Origin of the sequence: Celeribacter ethanolicus, assembly GCF_001550095.1 — a bacterium.
GTDB classification, from domain to species: domain Bacteria; phylum Pseudomonadota; class Alphaproteobacteria; order Rhodobacterales; family Rhodobacteraceae; genus Celeribacter; species Celeribacter ethanolicus.
In genome coordinates this window covers 1-19,261 of the sequence record NZ_LRUC01000003.1, presented here as the reverse complement: position 1 = coordinate 19,261, position 19,261 = coordinate 1, and the positions used below count along the sequence as shown (strand labels likewise).

Here is a 19,261-nt window from a genome sequence, read left to right as displayed (position 1 = left end):
TCCCCATCTTTGCAATGTGAAAGACATTCACATCCACTGAAACCCACCTTTGAAACCCACGACACACACCGAAAGAAAGATGACATGACCCAAGTCGCCTCCACATACACCCCCGCAGAGACCGCCACGAGCTGGTTTCGCCGGGCAGAGGCCTGGCTCGACGACAAAGGCAAAGGCGCCTGGATCGCGACCATGGTCCTCGGTTTCATCTTCGTCTGGCCGGTCGGCCTCGCCCTTCTCTTCTACATGATCTGGAGCAAACGCATGTTTTCCTGCAAATCCCGCCCGCAATCGCCCTTTGGCCGTGGCTGTGGCCCGCGCGCCTTCCGTGAGAACCGCCATGAGCGGTTCCGGACCATGCATGCCGCGATGCGCCCCTCGGGCAACACCGCCTTCGACGCCTACAAGGAAGAAACCCTGAAACGGCTCGAAGAGGAACAGGACCAGTTCGAGAACTTCCTCGAACGTCTGCGCGCCGCCAAGGACAAGGCCGAGTTCGACCAGTTCATGGACGACCGCAGCCGCCGTACCGCCGAAGACCGTGCCGCCGCCAACAAGGATGAGGACGCAGACGCGAACACCGACAAGGCAGACGCCTGATCGTCCACCCGATCCTTCACAGAGCAAGCCCGAAACGGGCTTGCCTCCCCCGAAGCGAGCAACGAGAATGCAGAGTATGAGTGCTTATCAAGATGACCACTGGGGTCTGCCGGACCCCGATCGCCAGCCCGGCTTTTACGACAGCCTGCCCACGAAACGCGCGCTGGCCTTTGTCGTCGACCTGATCGTCAGCGTGGTGATCGCCGCGCTGATCGTGCCCTTCACCGCCTTCACCGGCCTGTTCTTTTTCCCCTTCCTCGTGGCCGTGGTCGGCTATGTCTACCGGGTGATCACGATTGCGAACAGCTCGGCGACCTGGGGGATGCGCCTCATGGGGATCGAGTTTCGCGACCGTTCCGGCGCGCGGTTCGACCTTGGCATGGCCTTCCTGCACACCACGCTCTTCACCGTCTGGTGCTCGATGGGCCTGCCGCAGGTGGTCTCCGTCGTCCTGATGCTCACCACGGCGCGCAAACAGGGGCTTTCCGATCTGATCCTCGGCTCCGCCGCGATCAACCGTCCCTCGGACTACTGACCCCGAATTTCCGGTCCGAAAGGTCAAAAAGGGCGCAGCTTTGCGCCCTTTGTCGCGTTTTCAAAGAAAAGCACACCCAAGGCTTGCGAAATGAAACGGAATTGCTACCTTTTTCCTGAACCGTTTACGCGTCCTTTGGAAATTCCTCGTAAGTCCACCTCATGCGTCACTCCCTCCCCCTTGCGCCGCAGTTCTACGTGACCGCGCCCCAGCCCTGCCCCTATCTCGACGGCCGGATGGAGCGGAAACTCTTCACGTCGCTGCAAGGGGAGCATGCCGAGCAACTCAACGACAGCCTGTCGAAACAGGGCTTCCGCCGCTCGCAAAACGTGCTCTATCGTCCCACCTGCGCGGATTGCAACGCCTGCATGTCGGCGCGCATCCGGGTGGCCGATTTCAAGCCCTCGAAATCCCAGCGCCGGGCGATCAACAAGAACAATTATCTCAAACGCGCCGCCACCTCGCCTTGGGCGACCGAAGCGCAATATGAGCTGTTCCGCGAATATCTCGAAACGCGCCACGCCGATGGCGGCATGGCGGATATGGATGTGTTCGAGTTCGCCGCGATGATCGAGGAAACCCCGATCCGCACCCGCGTCATCGAATATTACATCCCCAACGCCGCCGGGCAGCCGCGCGAGCTGGCTGCGACCTGTCTGACGGACCTTTTGGATGACGGGTTGTCGATGGTCTATTCGTTTTACAAACCCGATCTGATCAAGGACAGCCTTGGCACCTATGTGATCCTCGACCATATCGAGATCGCCCGCGAGGCCGGCCTGCCCTATGTCTACCTCGGCTATTGGGTGCCGGGTTCGCCGAAAATGGGCTACAAGGCGCGCTTTTCGGCGCTTGAGGTCTATCAGGGCGGGCAATGGATCGACCTGAAGGACCCCGACGATTTCTCCTCCGATACGCATCCGCTGGAGAGCGAGCCGATTGCCCAGCAGGTGGCGAAGATTGACCTGCCGGATATGCAGGGCACGAGGACGACCAAACCGGAAGTGTAACGCCCAAACCAAAAGCGTGGCCCTCGGAGCCGCGCTTTGTCATTCTGCCTTTGGCGAAAGCCTCAATGCACCTTCACTGTCCCCATCATCGCGCGCGGGTCGGTGCGCAGCGTGGCATCGATCAAGAGACCCAGTTGCTCGGCCAGCGATACCGCCAGCGGGGCGACATCGGCGCGGACCAAAAGCATCGCCATGAGACAGGCATCCTCGCGTTGGCCCCGCGCAGCGTGGCGGACGAATTGTGCCAGCACCGCCTCATCCGCACCGAGGCAATCGCAGCTCATCCCGTGATGCACCAGAGGGCGGCGGGCGTGACGCTGGAACACCAGCATCATCTGGTCGAAGATGCGCCCCATGTCACTGCCCTCTCGCAACGCGTTCGAACCGCGAAACAGGGTGACAACCATACGCCCCTGCTCGTTGAGCTGCGACAGTTTCCCCACCGGTTGCGCCCCATCGCGGGCGTCTTCACTCAATTGGTCGATGGCACGGGCAGACTGGAAAGACATGTTCGGGCTCCTTTGCGGGGCTGCGATTAAATACCCTAGTCTTTTTATAAGACATTAGTCACAACGCAAGGGATTCTTTTGCCCATAAGAAAAGCCCCGCCGAAGAGGCGAGGCTTTGTCTTTTTCCGGGTCTGTTTTCTGAGCGGTTTGCCTATTTCGACAAAAGGTTCGGCACGATGGTGACGATGTCCGGGAAAGTCCAGAGGATCCCGAGGCCCAGCACCTGAATGAGCACGAAGGGGATGATGCCCTTGTAGATATGCCCGGTGGTGACCGACGCCGGCGCCACACCGCGCAGGTAGAACAGCGCGAAGCCGAAGGGCGGGGTCAGGAAGGAGGTCTGGAGGTTCACCGCGATCATGATCGTCACCCATTTCGGATCCATCGTCCCGCCGTAGATCACCGGACCGACGATGGGCACGACGATGTAGATGATCTCGAGGAAATCGAGCACGAAGCCCAGCACGAAGAGCACCAGCATCACCAGCAGGAACACCGTGAACTCGTTGTCGAAGCTGCGCAGGAAGCTCTGGATGTAATGCTCGCCGCCGAAGGAGATCACCACGAGGTTCAGCAATTGCGAACCGATCAGGATGGTGAAGACCATCGACGTGACCTTGGCCGTTTCACGCACCACGATGCCCAGAGTGCCGTCGGAGAACAGCACCCAGCAAGCATAGAGAATGCCGAACATCGCGTAGTAATAGGCGCCGAGTGCGACGAGATAGGCGGCCCAATCCTCAAACGGCACATTGCCCCGGCCCAGACGCAGGTCGAAGTTGCCGCCAATCAAAAGCATCACGACGATGGCAAAGGCCGCCCCGAGGATTATCTTGCCCGGCTTCTTGTGATCGGCGAGCTTGCGATAGGCGGCGAGCAAAAGCGCCCCCCCGGCCCCAAGACCGGCCGCTGGCGTCGGGTTGGTCACACCGCCGAGGATCGAGCCGAGCACGGCGACGATCAGCACCAGCGGCGGGAAGACCACGCGGAACAACTCGTTCTTCGACAGATGCTTCGCCGCGTCCTTGAGCCCGTAGGCCAGCGCAATGAACGGGATGAAGTAGATCGCGAAGGCGGTACCCGAAGAGGTCTGCGGCCCAACGAGGAGCGCGTCGAGCAGCAGCGCGGCGACGATCCCGCCCGCGCCGATCAAAAGCGGCGCCGGGTTCGCGAGCGGCGCCACACCGCGCCCGAAGGCCAGCGTGATCGCCAGCATCACCATCACGGTCAGAAGACCGGTGCCGAGTTTGGGCGCATTGGCGATGGCCTCGACGGTAAGCTGTTCGATCTGCTCCGGCGTGCGCTGCACCGATTGCTGCGCCCCGCCCGAGGCTTCGATCGCGGCCTGCTCGGCCACGGCCTTGTCCCAGGCGCTCTGGCCATGCAGCTCGATCATCGCCGTCTCACATTGCGCAGACACATTGGTGCGCAGAGACGCGGTTGCGCCCGCCTCGGTGAATTCGGCGACATGGATGTTCTGCGAACCGGAGAGGCCGAACTGGCCGGAGAACACCGCGCCCCCGATCAGCAGCACCGGCACGGCCACCATCCACAAAAGCCCGTCGCGACGGGTCATGGTCTCATGGTTCGTGTGTTCGAGATGCACCGGCGGCGCCTTGTGCGGGTTGAACATGGCAAAACCGAAGGCATAGAGCGCATAAAGACCGGCAAGGAACACGCCCGGCAGCATCGCGGCCTGGAACAGCGTGCCGACGGAGACCACGGCAGGCTCGCCAAGATAGGTCAGCGCATCGGAACAACCGACCGCCTGCGCGCGGGCTTCCTGAGCGGCGGAATAGATGTCCCCCGCGAGCGTGCCCAGAAGCACGATGACGATGGAGGGCGGAATGATCTGGCCCAAGGTGCCGGAGGCGGCGATGACACCGGTGGCGAGCTGTGGCGAATAGCCGTGACGCAACATGGTCGGCAGGGACAAAAGGCCCATGGTCACCACGGTCGCGCCCACGATGCCGGTGGAGGCCGCGAGGAACGCGCCCACGATCACCACGGAAACCGCCAGACCGCCCGGAAGCGGACCGAAGACACGGGCCATGGTGGTCAGGAGATCGTTGGCGATCTTGGAGCGTTCCAAAACGATCCCCATCATCACGAACATCAGAACGGCGAGCAGCGTCTCGATGGAGGCGCCCGCGAAGACGCGTTCGTTCATCCGGTTGACGATAAAGGACAGGTTGCGATCCACCGCCTGCTCCCAGCCGCCGGGGAACAGGGATTCCGAGACCGTTGGCAAATCCGGGTATCGGAAATGCGAGATCATATTGGGGTTCACGCCTCCGTTCACCAGATCGCGGTAGGCCTGCGAGCCGGTGTCGAGCGCCTCATGGACGAGGATGCCCGCGCTGTCCAAGGCTGCGATGATCCCGAAGGACATGAGCCCCGCACCACCGATGGCAAAGGCCACCGGGAAGCCGGTGAGGATACCGCCGAACAGGCAGAGGAATACGATGATGAGGCCGATTTCTACGCCATCAAGTCCGAAAAACATATCTGATCCGCCTTATTCTCAGAGTGCGCCTTCGTAGGCTTCTTCGCCTTCGCCGAGGCTGTCTTGGTCACGATATTTCCCGGCGCTTTCCTCGCCCTCCACGAATTCGAGGAAGGAGCGGTAGAAGAACGCGAGCGCCTGAAGGATCACCAGAGCGAGGAAGCACAACATCAGGATCTTGAACAGGAAATAGCCGTTGAACCCATTCGCGGAGAAGGAGATCGTCTCGACGTTCCATTTCACGATCCGGGCCTTCATCAGCATCCGGTCGAGCGCATCGGAGGCCGAGACCTTCGGTGTGATCAGGTGCCGCCAGAGGAAGAACCAGGCGTACATCCAGGTCAGCAAAGCCACCGGCAGCATGAAGAACAGCGAGCCGAACATGTCGATGGCGCGTTTGGTGCGGTGCTTGACGCCCGCATAGACCAGATCGACCCGCACATGGGACCCCTGCACGAAGGCGTAGGAGACACAGAGCGCGACCACGAGGGCATTCTCAAACTTGAGGCTCTCGGCGAACCAGCCGACCGATTGGGTGAACCCGCCACCGAAAGGGGAAATCGTGATCTCGCCTTGACGGAACACCGATTGCAGGAAAACGACCATGATCTGTTGCAGCACCATCAGAAGACCGGCCCAGGCCGCGATCCGGCCCGTGGTGTTGGCGATTTTCTCAAGCCCACGCACCAGCGCCCAGAGGAACGGCCGATAGAAAAAACCCACGAGGGTGATCACGATCACCACATCGAAAAACACGAACAAAAGCTCTTTCGACCCGCCGTAATAGACGAAGCGCAAAAGGCTTTCCTTGTCCGACCAGTCGAGCCAGAGGCTCGGGTGGCTGATCGCGTAGATGATGTGCCAGAACCCGAGCCCGAGGTTGACGAAAAGGCTCACGATCCCGTCCACCACGGCGCCGAGGAACGACCCGCCGCTCTGTTCTTCCATATTGTTGTCCCCTTCCCGGCTCCTGCGTTGAGGAGCCGTTCCCAGTGATATTATTCCGGTGATTTTACATCTGTCGGGCCGCTTTACGCCCCTCGCCCCGGATGAGCAACGCCCGGAGCCAAAAATGCGCGCGAAAACCGCGCGCATTTCCCGTTTTTTATCCCGTTTTCACGGCTTACTCCGCGGTTGCCGCCATCACGCGGTCGCGCTGCGGAGTGTAGTTGCCGTCCGACCGCCCGATCCAGGCCGAGGTCGCCGCCATGGAGGCCTCGTACTGGGTGCGGATCTCGGCAAAGATCTCGTCGCCCATGTAGCCATCGAGCACTTCCTTGGCGGCCATGCCGAAGGCGGTCCAGACATCGTCGGAGAATTCCTTGAGCTGGGTACCGCCCTGAATGAGCCTTTGCAGCGCCGGACCGTTGTTGGCCACGAAGAGCGCATAATTGTGCTGGTGACACTCGCCCGTGGCCAGTTCGATGACCTTTTGCTGCATCGGGCTCAGGCTTTCGAACACTTCGAGGTTCGTGGTCACGCAAAGCGCCGCGCCCGGTTCGTGGAAGCCCGCCGGATAGTAGAAGTCACAGACCTCTTGCAGGCCGAGCTTCTCATCAGACCACGGGCCGATCCATTCGGTGCCGTCGAGCGCGCCGGAGGACAGCGCCTGATAGATCTCACCGCCCGGCAGCACCTGCACGGAGGCGCCAAGCTTCGACACGGTCTCGCCGCCGAGACCCGGCATGCGGAACTTGAGGCCCTGAAAATCGGAGGGCGATTTGATCTCCTTGCGGAACCAGCCGCCACCCTGCCCGCCGGTCTGGCCAGCGATGAAGCCCTTGAGGCCGAAGATTTCGCCCAGCTTGTGGTGCAGCTCCATGCCGCCCATGGAATAGTACCACACCATCATCTCCGGCGCGGTCATGCCGAAAGGCACGGTGGTGAAATAGGCCAGTGCCGGATGTTGGCCGGTGAAGTAATATTCGCAGCCATGGTACATATCGGCCTGACCGGCGGTCACGGCGTCGAACACCTCAAGCCCGCCGACGAGTTCACCTGCGGCTTTCGCGTCGATGGTGAGCTGGCCATCGGTCAGCGCATCGACATTGGCGGCGAAACGTTCGACGGAATCCCAAACCCCCGCCAGACCGCGCGGCCAGGTGGTGACCATGGTCAACGTGCGCTTGCCCTGCGCATACATCGGTGCGGCCAGCGTCGATGCGGCCGCAGCGGTTGCGCCCCCCAGAGCAGAGGTTTTCAGAAAAGAACGGCGGTCCATAGAGTAAGTCCTCCCAAGATTGTCTATGGCGATGGCAGTCTGTCCGGCCCCTTCCCTGCGCATGTTTCCTCCCGGCAAGTGGCGCGAAAGGCGCGCTTGCAACCGGACATGGCGGGTCCTTCACGGACAAACCGAACAAATCGTGATGTTAACGTTATCGGCGGTGAGGCGGTGTTGAAATACCCAACACTACGCAGTCCGGGATTTTTTGTGACTTCCGGCACTGTAAATTCGTAATTTTCATGCCGCGCAGCAGAAAAATTCGTGGAATTGACGCTCTCCCCCGGCACGTTATCCTGCGACCGGGCCAACAGAAGATCACCGAAGGACCTGCCTCATCGCCTTGCCGCTCCCCGAACTGACCTATGCACGCAAGCTCTTCCTGCTTGCCACGTTGCCACTGATCCTCTCGGTGGCGGCAATCGCGCTTGTGGTCGCACACCAGTCGCGGACCATGGCCGAACGGGAAATCGCCGAGCTTGAAGACCAAATTCTTTCCGCCAAGCGACAGGAGTTGCAGAACTACCTGCAACTCGCGCGCAATTCGATCACCACGGAATACAGCCCCGCGCCGCCCGATGATGAAGACGCCAAGCTGCGGGTCACGCAAATTCTCGCGGCGATGACCTATGGCACGGACGGGTATTTCTTTGTCTACACCTATGACGGCACCAACCTCGTGGCGCCGCGCGACACCCGGCTGATCACCCGCAACTGGGCCGGGATGACCGACAGTGCCGGCACGCCCATCACCGACGAGCTGATCCGGCTGGCGCGTCAGGGCGGCGGCTATCATTCCTATCTCTGGCCCAAGCCCTCGACCGGCGAGGACGCGCAAATGATGAGCTATGTCATCGGCTTGCAGGACTGGCAATGGGCGATCGGCACCGGCGTGTTCATCGACGACGTGCTGCGCTCCGTCGCCGCAGCCCGCGCCGAGGTGGAGACGCGGGTGACCCGCACCTTCGGCTATATCGGCGCGATCACCATGGCGGCGGTGCTTCTGGTGTTCATGTCCGGGCTGACGATCACCATTCGCGAACGGCGGCTGGCGGATGGCAAGTTGAAGAAACTCACCCAACGGATTTTCGACACGCAGGAGGAGGAACGCGGACGGGTGGCGCGCGAGTTGCATGACGGGATCAGCCAGATCCTGGTCGGGGTGCGCTATGCTTTGGAACTCGCACGGCGGCAGCTCAACGCGGGCGATCCGAAAGCGCCTGCGAGCCTTGACCGGGGCGTAGAGATGCTGGGCGGTGCGATCGGTGAGGTGCGGCGCATCTCGCGCGACCTGCGCCCCGGCATTCTCGACGATCTGGGGCTTGGCCCGGCGCTCAAATCGCTGACGGAAGAGTTCGAGGCCCGCACCGGCATCAGGACCGAGCTGGAGACCGTGGTGTTTCGCAACCGGCTCGACGAGGAGGCGCGGATTGCCCTGTTCCGCATCGCGCAGGAGGCGCTGACCAACATTGAGCGCCACGCGCAAGCCACGGAAGTCACAATGAAACTCGCGGGGCACCGCACGGGCGCGACGCTTCTGATTTGCGACAACGGTCGGGGCTTCGACCCCTTGGATGTGGGCAAACGCGGGCGGGGACTGGGGCTTCGAAACATGGCGGAGCGCATGGAGCAGCTCGACGGGCGCCTGACCATCACACCGCTGCACCCCGGCACCGCCATTGACGCAACCGTACCGTTGAAGCATATCCTTCCGCCCGCGACCTCCGGTCGCCCGCCATCTCCAATAGGAAGTGCCAGATGACGACGACACCGACTCGCGTTTTGATTGTCGACGACCACCCGATGGTGGCCGAGGGCATCCGCGCGCTTCTGGAAACCTTCGATGATCTCGAAGTGGTCGGAACGCTGTGCAATGGGCGGGAAGCGGTGGATCGGGTGGAGGCGTTGGCACCGGATGTTGTGTTAATGGATCTGAATATGCCCCAGATGGGCGGGCTGACGGCGACCGAATTGTTGCTGGAGCGCCGCCCGGAGACGCGCATCCTCATCCTGTCGATGCATGACGGCCCGGAATATATCGGCGCGGCACTCAGCCACGGCGCCAAGGGCTATGTTTTGAAGGACGTACCGACCGAGGCAGTGAAAGACGCCATCGACGCGGTGATGCGGGGCGAGAAATACCTGTGCGACGGCGCGCAAGCCGCTATAAAACCAACGAAAATTCGCGACGGGCGGGAGCCTCTGACGGATCGGGAGACGACGATCCTTCTGGAACTGGCGCAGGGCAAATCCAACAAGGACGTGGCTGCCGCGCTGGATATTTCCGTGCGCACGGTCGAGACCCATCGCAAGAACATCAAGCGCAAGCTGGGGATTTCCTCGACCGCGGGCCTGACGCGCTATGCGATGGAGCATGGGGTATTGCAGGGGACAGGGCGGTTCTGAGGGCGGTTCTGCCCCCCTGTTTTTGACTGTCGGCAAAGCGTCGGATTTGTGTCGGACTTTTGTCGGGCACAATTTGAAGCGCCCTTATCGGGCGCTTGCCGACGGCGGGAGTATTTTTCCACGGAAACCGGATCAGGCCGAGAGCCAGGTTTCGAGTTTCGCCTTATCCGGCAGGCCGCCCGCATGCACCAGCTTGCCGTCGATGGAAATGCCGGGGGTGGACATCACGCCCGCCATGGCGATGGATTTCGGATCGGTGACTTTTTCCACCTCGACCTCAAGACCGAGCTTTGCGGCGGCCTCGCGCACCATTTCGGCGGTGGTTTCACAGCGTTTGCAGCCGGGGCCGTAGACTTTGACGGTTGTCATCATATGTCTCCTTTCAGAAGATCAGGTTGAACAGAAAGCCGACGGCGAGAATGCCACTGCCGACGACGCCGATGAACACGGCGATCAGACGATAGGTCAGCACCTGTTTGAGGATGATCATTTCGGGCAGCGAGAGTGCGATCACGCTCATCATGAAGGCCAGAACCGTACCAAGCGCCGCGCCCTTGCCCAGAAGTGCCTCGACGATGGGGATCACACCCGCGGCGTTGGTGTACATGGGGATGCCCATCACCACGGCGGCGGGGACAGACCACCAAGCATCCGCGCCCATGATACGGACCATCAGGTCTTCGGGCACATAGCCGTGGATCAGCGCGCCCATGGCGATGCCGAGGAGAATCCAGACCCAGACCTTGCCGAAGATCTCTTTCACGGCCTGGATGCCAAGCCGGTAGCGGTCGACCATGGTCAGGCGCTCACCCTCTGGCATGTCAACGGCCCCTGCCCCGGAATGGATGTCGCGCACCCAGTCCTGCAACCAGCCTTCGAGATTGAGCTTGCCGATGACGAAGCCCGCAACCACGGCGATGCCGAGACCGAAGGCCAGATAGGTTGCCGCCACCTGCCAGCCGACGAGGCCGAACAGCAGGACCAGCGCCACCTCGTTGACCATGGGGGCGGCGATCAGGAAGGAAAAGGTGACGCCCAGAGGCACCCCCGCAGAGACGAAGCCAATGAACAGCGGCACGGCGGAGCAGGAACAGAAGGGCGTCAAAATACCGAGGCCGGCAGAGAGCACATTGCCGACGCCCTCGCGTTTGCCGGAGAGGAGCGCGCGGGTTTTCTCGGGCGAGAAGAAACTGCGCACGACGCCCATGGCAAAGACGATGAGCGTCAGGAGCATCATCACTTTCGGCACGTCATAGAGGAAAAAGGCGATGGCCTCGCCCGTATGGCTGTGGCGTTCGACCGGGAGCTGCGCGGTGAGCCAGTCGGCCAGCGGTTGCAGCCGGTGATAGATCAGCCACCAACACACGACAAAAGCCGCGACGCCCAGATGCCAGAGCCAATCCGGGCGCACGGGATGGGAGGGGTGAGTTTGGATCGTGCTCATGCGGCACTCCTTTGCTGGCTCAAAGCGTCCTCGGCCCGGAACACGGCGTCGAGCACGGCGCGAATGTCTTCGGAGAGATCGGGGTTCAGGCTGTAGCGCACCCATTGCGCATCGCGCCGGTCGGTGACGAGCCCGGCCTGTTTCAACACCTGCATATGCCGCGACATCCGGCTTTGCGTCGCGCCGATGACCCGCATCAGCTCACAAACGCAATGCTCGTTGCCGTCATAGAGAAGGCGCATGGCATCGAACCGGGTGGGTTCAGAGAGGGCGGACAGGATAGGCAACATGGCGGAAATCTCCTTATGCGCATAAACGCATAAACAAATTTTCCGCGCATGGCCATGCGACAGGTTGTCCAACCGGGTCTCCGAGTGGATGTGTAAAAAGAAAACGCGCGGGAGATGTCCCCCGCGCGTTCAGAAGCTCTCAGGCTGTGGCCCGGATCACTCTTCGATCATCGCCAGAACGCGGTTGCGCTGTGCGGTATAGAAGCTGTCGGACTGGCCCATCCAGGCGGAGGTGGCCTTCATCGAATCCTCGACGGATTTACGGATTTCCACGAAGAGATCGTCGTCCATGTACTGGTCGAGAACCTCTTTCGAGGCGCGCCCGAAGGCCTCCCAGACGTCGTCCGGGAATTGCTTGATCTGGGTGCCACCGGCGATCAGACGTTGCAGCGCCGGGCCGTTGTTGGCGAGGAACAGCGAATAGTCGAACTGGTTGCACTCGGCGGCAGCGTTGTCGATGATCCGCTGTTGCGCGGGCGTCAGGGACTGGAACACGTCGAGGTTGGTGTTGACGGACAGCGCCGAGCCCGGTTCGTGGAAGCCCGCCGGGTAGAAATAATCACAGACCTCTTGCAGGCCGAGACGTTCGTCGGACCACGGACCGACCCATTCGGTGCCGTCCAGAGCGCCGGAGGAGAGCGCCTGATAGATGTCGCCCGCCGGCATCACCTGCACGGAGGCGCCCAGCTTGCCGACCACTTCGCCGCCGAATCCCGGCATGCGCAGTTTCAGGCCCTGGAAATCGGCCACCGAGGTGATTTCCTTGCGGTACCAGCCACCACCTTGCGCGCCGGTCTGGCCGCCGATGTTGGTGTGCAAGCCGAAGATTTCACCAAGGTTGCGGTGCAACTGCAGACCGCCCATGCCGTAATACCACACCATCATCTCGGGCGCGGTCATGCCGAAGGGCGAGGTGGTGAAGAAGGCCATGGCCGGGTGCTGCCCGGTGAAATAGTACTCGGCGGAGTGGTAGATGTCGGCCTGACCGGAGGTCACGGCGTCGAACACCTCAAGACCGCCGACCAGTTCGCCTGCGGCCCGCGCCTCGATGGTGAGCTGACCGTCGGACATGGTCTGAACGCTGTCGGCGAAACGCTCGACGGCGTCCCACACACCCGCAAGGCCACGCGGCCAGGAACAGACCATGGTGAGCGTACGGTTGCCCTGCGCATACATCGGCGCGGCGAGCGTCGAGGCGGCGGCGGCAGACCCGCCCAGAGCGGAAGTTTTCAGAAAAGAGCGGCGATCCATGGTCTATCCTCCAAAAGGCGCGCGAGGGGACGGCCCCCCGCGCCAAATCGCGCGCACCATAGAGAGGGGCTGCGGAAGATTGAAGAGGGGAAAGCGCGACATTTCGCGCGAATGTTGCGCGGAGGTGCAGAGGGGGGGATGGTTTATTGCGGAGGGGGGGGCATTGAGCTGAATAAAAACTTCTCCAAGTTCAAATGATTGTTCGCTCAAACGCCAATTATCGCCCTTTCTTTGCAAGGTACGAAAACTCAGTCGCCCCGGCTTGCATTGCTAATTTAAACCACTCTTCTTTCATGTCTGGGACTTCTACATATGTCGCAGCAACCTTCGAAAGAAGTTCAGCATATACCATCGCTTTTTCGGCAGTTTCTCCAAGATAATCAAAAAATCGAATTTGATCAGGAGGATAATTGAGGTCAGTTTCTGTATCGAATACTCTATGGCCTGTACTCGGATCAGTGTAAGTATTTATAACTGTTTCCAGAACAAACCACGATAAAATGAGGGCGTTACTTTCATCCACATCTCCAAGAGTAGAGAATGACTGAGGTAGCCACTCGAAAGTTTTATCCACCAACTCCGGCACGAGATGACCAACGTATTTATTACGAATATACTTAAAGAACTCAAAAGCTTGTGAAAGCTCCCCGTGCAATTCTCCAAGTTCAGGGTGATCTTTATACATAGCACGGGCGGTCGAGGCCACATCCGCGATATTTGCAATTTCCAACATTATGTGACGAAAATAAAGCAGCCTTAAACAGTATAGTTCGGCCTCACGCTCCATATTAGGCTCTTTTTCTCCGTGCCCCAATCTGCCTGCAGCATTGTGCGCAGTATGTAGACCAAGATATGAGATTTTAGCTGCACTACATATATGCCTGTAATTCATCAAATCACCCGTAAAATCACTTAAGAAAGTACATATAGTCCATCACTAGTCTCGTTAAAGGATCTTCAAGTCACGCTACAAAATAAAGGGCGCGGCTTTCACCGCACCCCTCGCCTGATAAAATCTCGGGATGAAATCCCTTGGCGTGATCGGCTTAGCCGATCAGAGCGCCATCTTCACGCCACACGGCGATCACCGACGAGCGCGGTTTGCCCGCACCGTCCGGCCAGGAGCCGCCCGGGTGCTGGATGCCGACGAAGGCGACTTTCTTGTCCGGGGACCAGGTGAGACCGGTGACCTCGGCGCCGTTCGGTGCGGTGAGGAAGCGGGCGATTTCGCCGGTTTCGGTGTTGCCGATCAGCATCTGGTTGTTGCCCTGGCCGGCGAACTCGCCTTCGTTGCTGTCTTCGCCGTCGGTCTGGATCCAGAGGAAGCCGTCAGACGAGAAGGCCATGCCGTCCGGGGAGTTGAACATGTTGCCTTCGTTGACGTTCTCGGAGCCGCCGTAAGCGTTGTCATAGACGGTCGGGTTGCCGGCCATGACGTAGAGATCCCAGCCGAATTTTTCGGAGCCGTGATCTTCGCCTTCCGGGCGCCAGCGCACGATCTGGCCGAAGTTGTTGACCTCACGCGGGTTCGGACCCATCGCCGGTTGCTCGTCACCGCCCGCGTTGGTTTTCACACCGCGGTTCTTGTTGTTGGTGAGCGCGCAATAGGCTTCGCACTTGAGCGGGTTGGCGGCGATCCATTCCGGGCGGTCCATGGTGGTCGCGCCGACTTTGGAGCCTGCTTCACGGGAGAACACGAGGATCTCTTCCATCGACATGCCGGTGGCTTCCGGCGTCAGGGCCAGCCACTCGCCGGTCAGGTCGTCGTTGAACTTGGCCACGTAAAGCGTACCGTCGGAGAGAAGACCTTCGGTCGAGCCGCCTTCGGTCCAGGTGCCGTTGGAGACGAATTTATACATGAATTCGCCGCGCTCGTCGTCACCCATGTAGACCACGACACGACCATCGGCGGCCTGCACCATCTCGGCGTTTTCGTGTTTGAAACGGCCCAGAGCGGTGTGTTTCACCGGGGTCGAGGTCGGATCGAGCGGGTTGATTTCGGTGACCCAGCCGTGACGGTTCGGCTCGTTCGGTTCTTTCGAGAGGTCGTAACGTGCATCGAATTTCTCGTAGGCGTAACGGCCTTCGCCGCCGATGCCGTAGCGCTTGAGGCCTTCGGTTTCGGCATACTCGCCGGTGGCGCCGAAGTAACCGTTGAAGTTCTCTTCACAGGTCAGGTAGGTGCCCCAGAGGGTCTTGCCGGAACCACAGTTGTTCATCGTGCCTTTGGGCGAAATGCCTTCCGGATCGGCATTGGTTTTGACGAGATCGGAACCGGCGGCCGGGCCGTCCATGGTCATCTGGGTTTCATGGGTGATGCGGCGGTTGTAGGGGCTGTCGACGACAACCTCGTAGCCGTTGCCATTGTCGGCGACTTCCACGACGGTCACGCCCTGCATGTTCTTCAGCAGCGTCACTTCGTCGGCATTTTTCGGCATGCCTTCGGAGTCGGCGGGCAGGTTGATTTTCGGGTTCACATATTCGGAGTTGATCGCGAGCACGGTTTTGTCGCCGTCGGTGAAGGTCTCCATGCCGTCGGTGTTCTCGCCAAACACCTTGTCGGACATCGCAACCGGCACACCGGTCTCGGGCGAATAGGCGCCCTGAGCTTCGGAGAACAGCGCATCGCCCCAGCGCACGAGGACCTTCCACTGGTAACCTTCCGGCACGTGGACGTCGAAATCGGTGCCGATCGGGATCGGTTTGAAGGCAAAGCCTGCGCCTTCCGCACGGGCGGCCGTGGTGGAGGACATCAGCCCTGCGCCCATCGCGAGCGCGCCGGAGCCGAAGGCCAGAGCGCCGCCGAGGAAGCCACGGCGGGAAATTGCACGTTCGACGACCGCGTCGAAACCGTTGGTGTTCGGGCGCGGGTCGCGCATCTCGTCAAAATCGTCCCACGACAGGTCGACGATATCCTGATCTTTCATGTCTCGCTCCATTGAGTGCGTTGCTTGAGAATCGATGACGCGGCCCATGTGCGGGGGGCAGGTCTTCTGGCGCATCAGGTGCCAAGCGCGCGCAACAGTTCCGTGACACCGATGTGACAGCTCCGTGAAACCGGGGCCTCCCGCCGACTGTCCCCACGTCAGTTGTGCACCCGGCAGGACGCCCCTGCCCCTGCACGGTTTCGCTCACATATGTATCAACAGCCTTCGCGCCCTCTTGCCGGAGCGCCCCGGCATGGGGCATGCTCCCTGAACCACAGCGTCACAACACCGGCCCGCGATCCTGTCACGGAGGGCAGACGTGAAAGCCAGAGAGGCGCGAAGGCCAGAGGATTGGGAGGATCCGAGATGTTGGAAACGGCCCTGTTGCAGGACGGGAGCGGCACCCCCTTGCTGCGCGACACGCTGACCGCAACCCGCGAATGGTCGGTGGTGAACGATTTCTGCCATCGCGCCTATATGCCGCTCTCGACCCATCCGCTGACTGCCGGCATGGACCCGAACGCCACCATCCGCATGCTGGACATCGGGCGGATCACCTTCAGCCGGTTCTGTTTCGGCACACCGACGCGGGCCGACGATTTCGATCCGGACAGCGGCAATATCATCGTGGTCAACACGCTGCGCGGCTCGGTGCGTCACCCGGTCGGCGGCAATGATGCCATCGACACGCGACCGGGCGACAGCTACGTGGTGGATTGCAGCCGCACGCAGTACTGGAACCTCGCCGACGGCGACGATCTGCAACTCAACCTGACGATCCCGCACAAGCTGATGGAGGACACTGCCGCGCGGTGGTACGGCTTTGTGCCGGAGGACGATCTTTGGAAGAAACGGCTGATTTTCGGCGCGGGGCAGTCGGCCTGGCTGTCGCTTTTGGACTATGCGACGCGCTCGCTCGATGCACGACATGACCGGATCGGCGATCCGCTGACCGAGCGGCGGATCGAGGAGATGATCTGTCTCGAGTTGTTGCGCAACTGGGCGCAGGCATCGGGGCTGAACCTTGAAACCGGCGCGCGGGCTGCCGCGCCGCATTACGTGCGCGAGGCGGAGCGGCTGATGCGGCAAAGCGCCGAGGACGCGCCGACGATCACCGAAATCGCCGCCCGGCTCGGCATCACCGCACGCAGCCTGTCGGAGGGCTTCCGGCGGTTCCGCGGTCTCACCCCGCATGAATTCCTGAGTGCCGCCCGTCTCGATGCGCTGCGCGCAGCCTTGCGCGCCGCGCGACCCGGCGAGACCGTCACGGCGATCGCCCGGGCCCGCGGTTATGTGAACCTCGGCGCGATGACCGCCCGTTACCGGGAAAGGTTCGGTGAAAGCCCGGCACAGACTTTGCGGCGGGGGCGGCATTGAGGGCTATGGCTTCCTGACGTTCGAAACCGAAGTTTATGCGATATGCGGCAAAGGTCCGGTTTGAGCCCATGTTCCCTCATGATGCCTGCGCGGCACCTTGCAGGGCAGAAGGAATGGGGCGTACTTTTCGGCTGACACCGGTCATTTGCTGTGTCGCGTTCGAATGACCGGTATAGGCCGTTTGGTGTAGTGTGAGAGACGGCCCTTAGCCGCCATTTATCGCGTCGGGTCAAGCTGTAGTGCGACTTCACCAAACCGGCCGCTCGACCATGGTTGCGGCAATTGCTGTTGCCGGAGTTCGAGGCAAGGCTCTGAGCGCGCCAGCATGCATTCACCCTGATCGAAACAGCCAAGCTCAACAAGATCGATTGCGTAGCAGCGCAAGCTGGCGGCTACACTAAGCGGCACTGCGGGGGCGTTGTAACCAGGCAGACCTTTGCATAGGTTCTTGTCCGACGATAGCGAGTTGGGGCTACTAAATTGAATGAAATTTTGACGAATCTTACACGTCTTAGTCCAGTGAGTGTTTCAACTGATTTTCCGAACAAGAAATTTTGGACCCAGAGCAGGCCATTTGAGTCGCTAAGGAAGAAAGTTCTCAGCTTTCTTACATTTACAATATTGCTGCCTGCATTGGTCTGGGGAGATAATGCGCATGCTCAAGCTCCAGAAGAAATGATAGCCAATGCTGTTGAGAGGTGTCAAAGCTGGATCTATTCGGGTGAGGCCATCGATGCAATTGATCATTGGGTTATGCTAACCAGCATAGATATCGATGGAGGCATTATGTCAGTGTTCATTAACAACAGATTTCAGATGCATATCCTAGCAAGCGATCAAACAAGCCCGGTGAAAGGAAGCCATCGAACGGAAAATGCACGTATCCGAAGGTGCGATGTCAATACCACCCGCAGCAAGCTGTTTAAAGATATAGGAAATTTATCATGGGATTGGGATTCTAAACAAACAGACCTAGGCGGGAAATGGGCTGAGGCGGAATGGATCGATTATAATGTCGCTGCGGCTGCGGTCGAGCAATTAGGTAAAAACTACGCAAGCAATCCTGAGTACATTGAGTTGGATCAACGATTTGGCCTTGAACAGACTTCGCTAGGTTATGGTCGCTGCCTTTCCGAAGCGATTGAAGTGATCATCTTTGTTGTGGATTCAAACATAGGCGACTTCATCAGCAACGGAGCCACTGTGAATTTCACGAGAATTGATCCCGCGCCTGAATTGCCGCCCTATATGGCTAAATGTTTGACTGGCTGACCGAATCTAGGGCCTGTTGACAATTAACGCTTGGCACTGAGGGTTGCGGTGAAGTGGCTGTTGGCGGCATAGCTGGTGTCGGTTTTGTCGTGTCGAGTTGCACTTTTCGGATTGGATGCCGCTAACCCTGAGATGAGACGTAGCCGCTTGGGTGGCTTTGGGCGTCTGCGTCTTGTTAACTGCGAAGGTGATCTGTGCAAGCGCAGCGACCGTCCGCGGCCCGCCGATTCTGTTGAAAAACTGATGTTTGCGAGCGCAGAATTTGCGGTTCCCGAATGGGCGTGAGCGCCTTTCTTTTCAGGCTTTTCGCGGTTGCTGCGGCGCAGGAAAGATCTTGGCCAGTTTACGGAGGTTTTGGGCGGTTGCGGCGAGGAGGAATTCGTCATTTGCGCCGCAGGGTCCACGTAACCTGAGCCGGTTCAGGCCAAGAATTCGTTTGAGATGCGCGAAGAGCATCTCGACCTTCTTTCGGAGCTTCATCGAGATATCGTATTGGTGGGTTTTGGCGATATCACGGGCAACTTGGCGGGCGTCTTCGTGTTCTTCGCGGGTGATTTTGCGGGCTTCTGCATTCGGGCAGCAAGTTGGTTTCGATGGACAGGTTTGGCAAACCTCCTTCAAAGCTCGATAGCGGGCTGTGCCTTTGCCGGTCGGACCTCGGTTCGGGTCGGAGTAGTTTCGCCGGAACTGCTTCAGTTCGTGACCTTCGGGGCAGATATACTGATCATTCTCCGCGTCCCATTCGAACTCCGCGCGTGACCAAGTGCCGTCGCTGCGCCCCGCCTTGTCGATGACGGGAATATGCGGCGCAATCTCACGCTCAACCAGCCAACCCAGCATTGGGCCTGATCCATAAGCTGTGTCTGCGATCAAACGCTCGGGGTGCAGATCGAACCGGTCTTTGACACGGGTA

General features: G+C 60.2%; 18 protein-coding genes. 7 read left to right on the top strand and 11 right to left on the bottom strand.

Annotated features, from left to right (window positions below; genetic code table 11):
• Positions 1–84: 84 nt before the first annotated feature.
• The 3 genes from NH195_RS00175 to NH195_RS00165 all read left to right on the top strand — a co-directional run bounded on the left by NH195_RS00175 (position 85) and on the right by NH195_RS00165 (position 2,145).
• The gene (locus tag NH195_RS00175) at positions 85–600 is read left to right on the top strand and encodes a DUF2852 domain-containing protein (protein ID WP_066701469.1); all 516 of its coding nucleotides are present in this window, start codon (positions 85–87) and stop codon (positions 598–600) included.
• A gap of 76 nt (positions 601–676) precedes the next feature.
• Positions 677–1,135 (top strand): RDD family protein, encoded by a 459-nt coding sequence (locus NH195_RS00170; RefSeq protein WP_066701467.1) that lies wholly within the window; start codon positions 677–679, stop codon positions 1,133–1,135.
• A 161-nt stretch (positions 1,136–1,296) separates the two neighbouring features.
• Positions 1,297–2,145 (top strand): arginyltransferase, encoded by an 849-nt coding sequence (locus NH195_RS00165; RefSeq protein ID WP_066701464.1) that lies wholly within the window; start codon positions 1,297–1,299, stop codon positions 2,143–2,145.
• A gap of 62 nt (positions 2,146–2,207) precedes the next feature.
• Here NH195_RS00165 and NH195_RS00160 read toward each other — a convergent pair whose 3' ends face one another.
• The 4 genes from NH195_RS00160 to NH195_RS00145 form a co-directional block, all read right to left on the bottom strand.
• On the bottom strand, positions 2,208–2,654 hold the full coding sequence (locus NH195_RS00160; protein ID WP_066701462.1) for a hypothetical protein: 447 nt from the start codon (positions 2,652–2,654) through the stop codon (positions 2,208–2,210).
• A gap of 151 nt (positions 2,655–2,805) precedes the next feature.
• A complete protein-coding gene (locus NH195_RS00155) occupies positions 2,806–5,160 on the bottom strand; it encodes a TRAP transporter large permease (protein ID WP_066701460.1) in 2,355 nt (784 codons plus the stop codon).
• 18 nt (positions 5,161–5,178) lie between these two features.
• A complete protein-coding gene (locus NH195_RS00150; RefSeq protein ID WP_066701458.1) occupies positions 5,179–6,108 on the bottom strand; it encodes a TRAP transporter small permease subunit in 930 nt (309 codons plus the stop codon).
• A gap of 175 nt (positions 6,109–6,283) precedes the next feature.
• Entirely contained in the window at positions 6,284–7,381 is a 1,098-nt protein-coding gene (locus NH195_RS00145) for a TRAP transporter substrate-binding protein (protein WP_066701456.1), read from the bottom strand.
• 343 nt (positions 7,382–7,724) lie between these two features.
• On the opposite strand from NH195_RS00145, the gene NH195_RS00140 reads away from it, so the two are divergent.
• Both NH195_RS00140 and NH195_RS00135 read left to right on the top strand, forming a co-directional pair.
• Positions 7,725–9,143: a cache domain-containing protein gene (locus tag NH195_RS00140; protein ID WP_066701453.1), complete on the top strand. Its 1,419-nt coding sequence runs from the start codon at positions 7,725–7,727 to the stop codon at positions 9,141–9,143.
• Positions 9,140–9,787, top strand: a complete 648-nt coding sequence (locus tag NH195_RS00135) for a response regulator transcription factor (protein WP_066701452.1) — start codon at positions 9,140–9,142, stop codon at positions 9,785–9,787. The genes NH195_RS00140 and NH195_RS00135 overlap by 4 nt, the downstream gene beginning before the upstream one ends.
• 132 nt (positions 9,788–9,919) lie before the next feature.
• Here NH195_RS00135 and NH195_RS00130 read toward each other — a convergent pair whose 3' ends face one another.
• From NH195_RS00130 to NH195_RS00105, 6 genes are all read right to left on the bottom strand, one after another.
• Positions 9,920–10,156: a thioredoxin family protein gene (locus tag NH195_RS00130; RefSeq protein ID WP_066701761.1), complete on the bottom strand. Its 237-nt coding sequence runs from the start codon at positions 10,154–10,156 to the stop codon at positions 9,920–9,922.
• A 13-nt stretch (positions 10,157–10,169) separates the two neighbouring features.
• Positions 10,170–11,231, bottom strand: a complete 1,062-nt coding sequence (locus NH195_RS00125; protein WP_066701449.1) for a permease — start codon at positions 11,229–11,231, stop codon at positions 10,170–10,172.
• On the bottom strand, positions 11,228–11,521 hold the full coding sequence (locus tag NH195_RS00120) for an ArsR/SmtB family transcription factor (protein ID WP_066701447.1): 294 nt from the start codon (positions 11,519–11,521) through the stop codon (positions 11,228–11,230). Before NH195_RS00120 ends, NH195_RS00125 begins: the two co-directional genes overlap by 4 nt.
• A 156-nt stretch (positions 11,522–11,677) precedes the next feature.
• Positions 11,678–12,772 (bottom strand): TRAP transporter substrate-binding protein, encoded by a 1,095-nt coding sequence (locus tag NH195_RS00115; protein WP_066701445.1) that lies wholly within the window; start codon positions 12,770–12,772, stop codon positions 11,678–11,680.
• A gap of 217 nt (positions 12,773–12,989) precedes the next feature.
• Entirely contained in the window at positions 12,990–13,559 is a 570-nt protein-coding gene (locus NH195_RS00110) for a hypothetical protein (RefSeq protein WP_066701443.1), read from the bottom strand.
• Positions 13,560–13,818: 259 nt separating this feature from the next.
• Entirely contained in the window at positions 13,819–15,699 is a 1,881-nt protein-coding gene (locus NH195_RS00105) for a PhoX family protein (RefSeq protein ID WP_066701441.1), read from the bottom strand.
• A 366-nt stretch (positions 15,700–16,065) separates the two neighbouring features.
• Between NH195_RS00105 and NH195_RS00100 the strand changes: the two genes are divergently transcribed.
• The gene (locus NH195_RS00100; protein ID WP_066701439.1) at positions 16,066–17,076 is read left to right on the top strand and encodes a helix-turn-helix domain-containing protein; all 1,011 of its coding nucleotides are present in this window, start codon (positions 16,066–16,068) and stop codon (positions 17,074–17,076) included.
• A gap of 519 nt (positions 17,077–17,595) precedes the next feature.
• Positions 17,596–18,348: a hypothetical protein gene (locus tag NH195_RS00095; RefSeq protein ID WP_162265836.1), complete on the top strand. Its 753-nt coding sequence runs from the start codon at positions 17,596–17,598 to the stop codon at positions 18,346–18,348.
• A 297-nt stretch (positions 18,349–18,645) separates the two neighbouring features.
• Here the strand turns inward: NH195_RS00095 and NH195_RS00090 are convergent.
• Positions 18,646–19,261: transposase (locus tag NH195_RS00090; RefSeq protein ID WP_155846031.1), on the bottom strand; the 616-nt coding region annotated here is incomplete at its 5' end.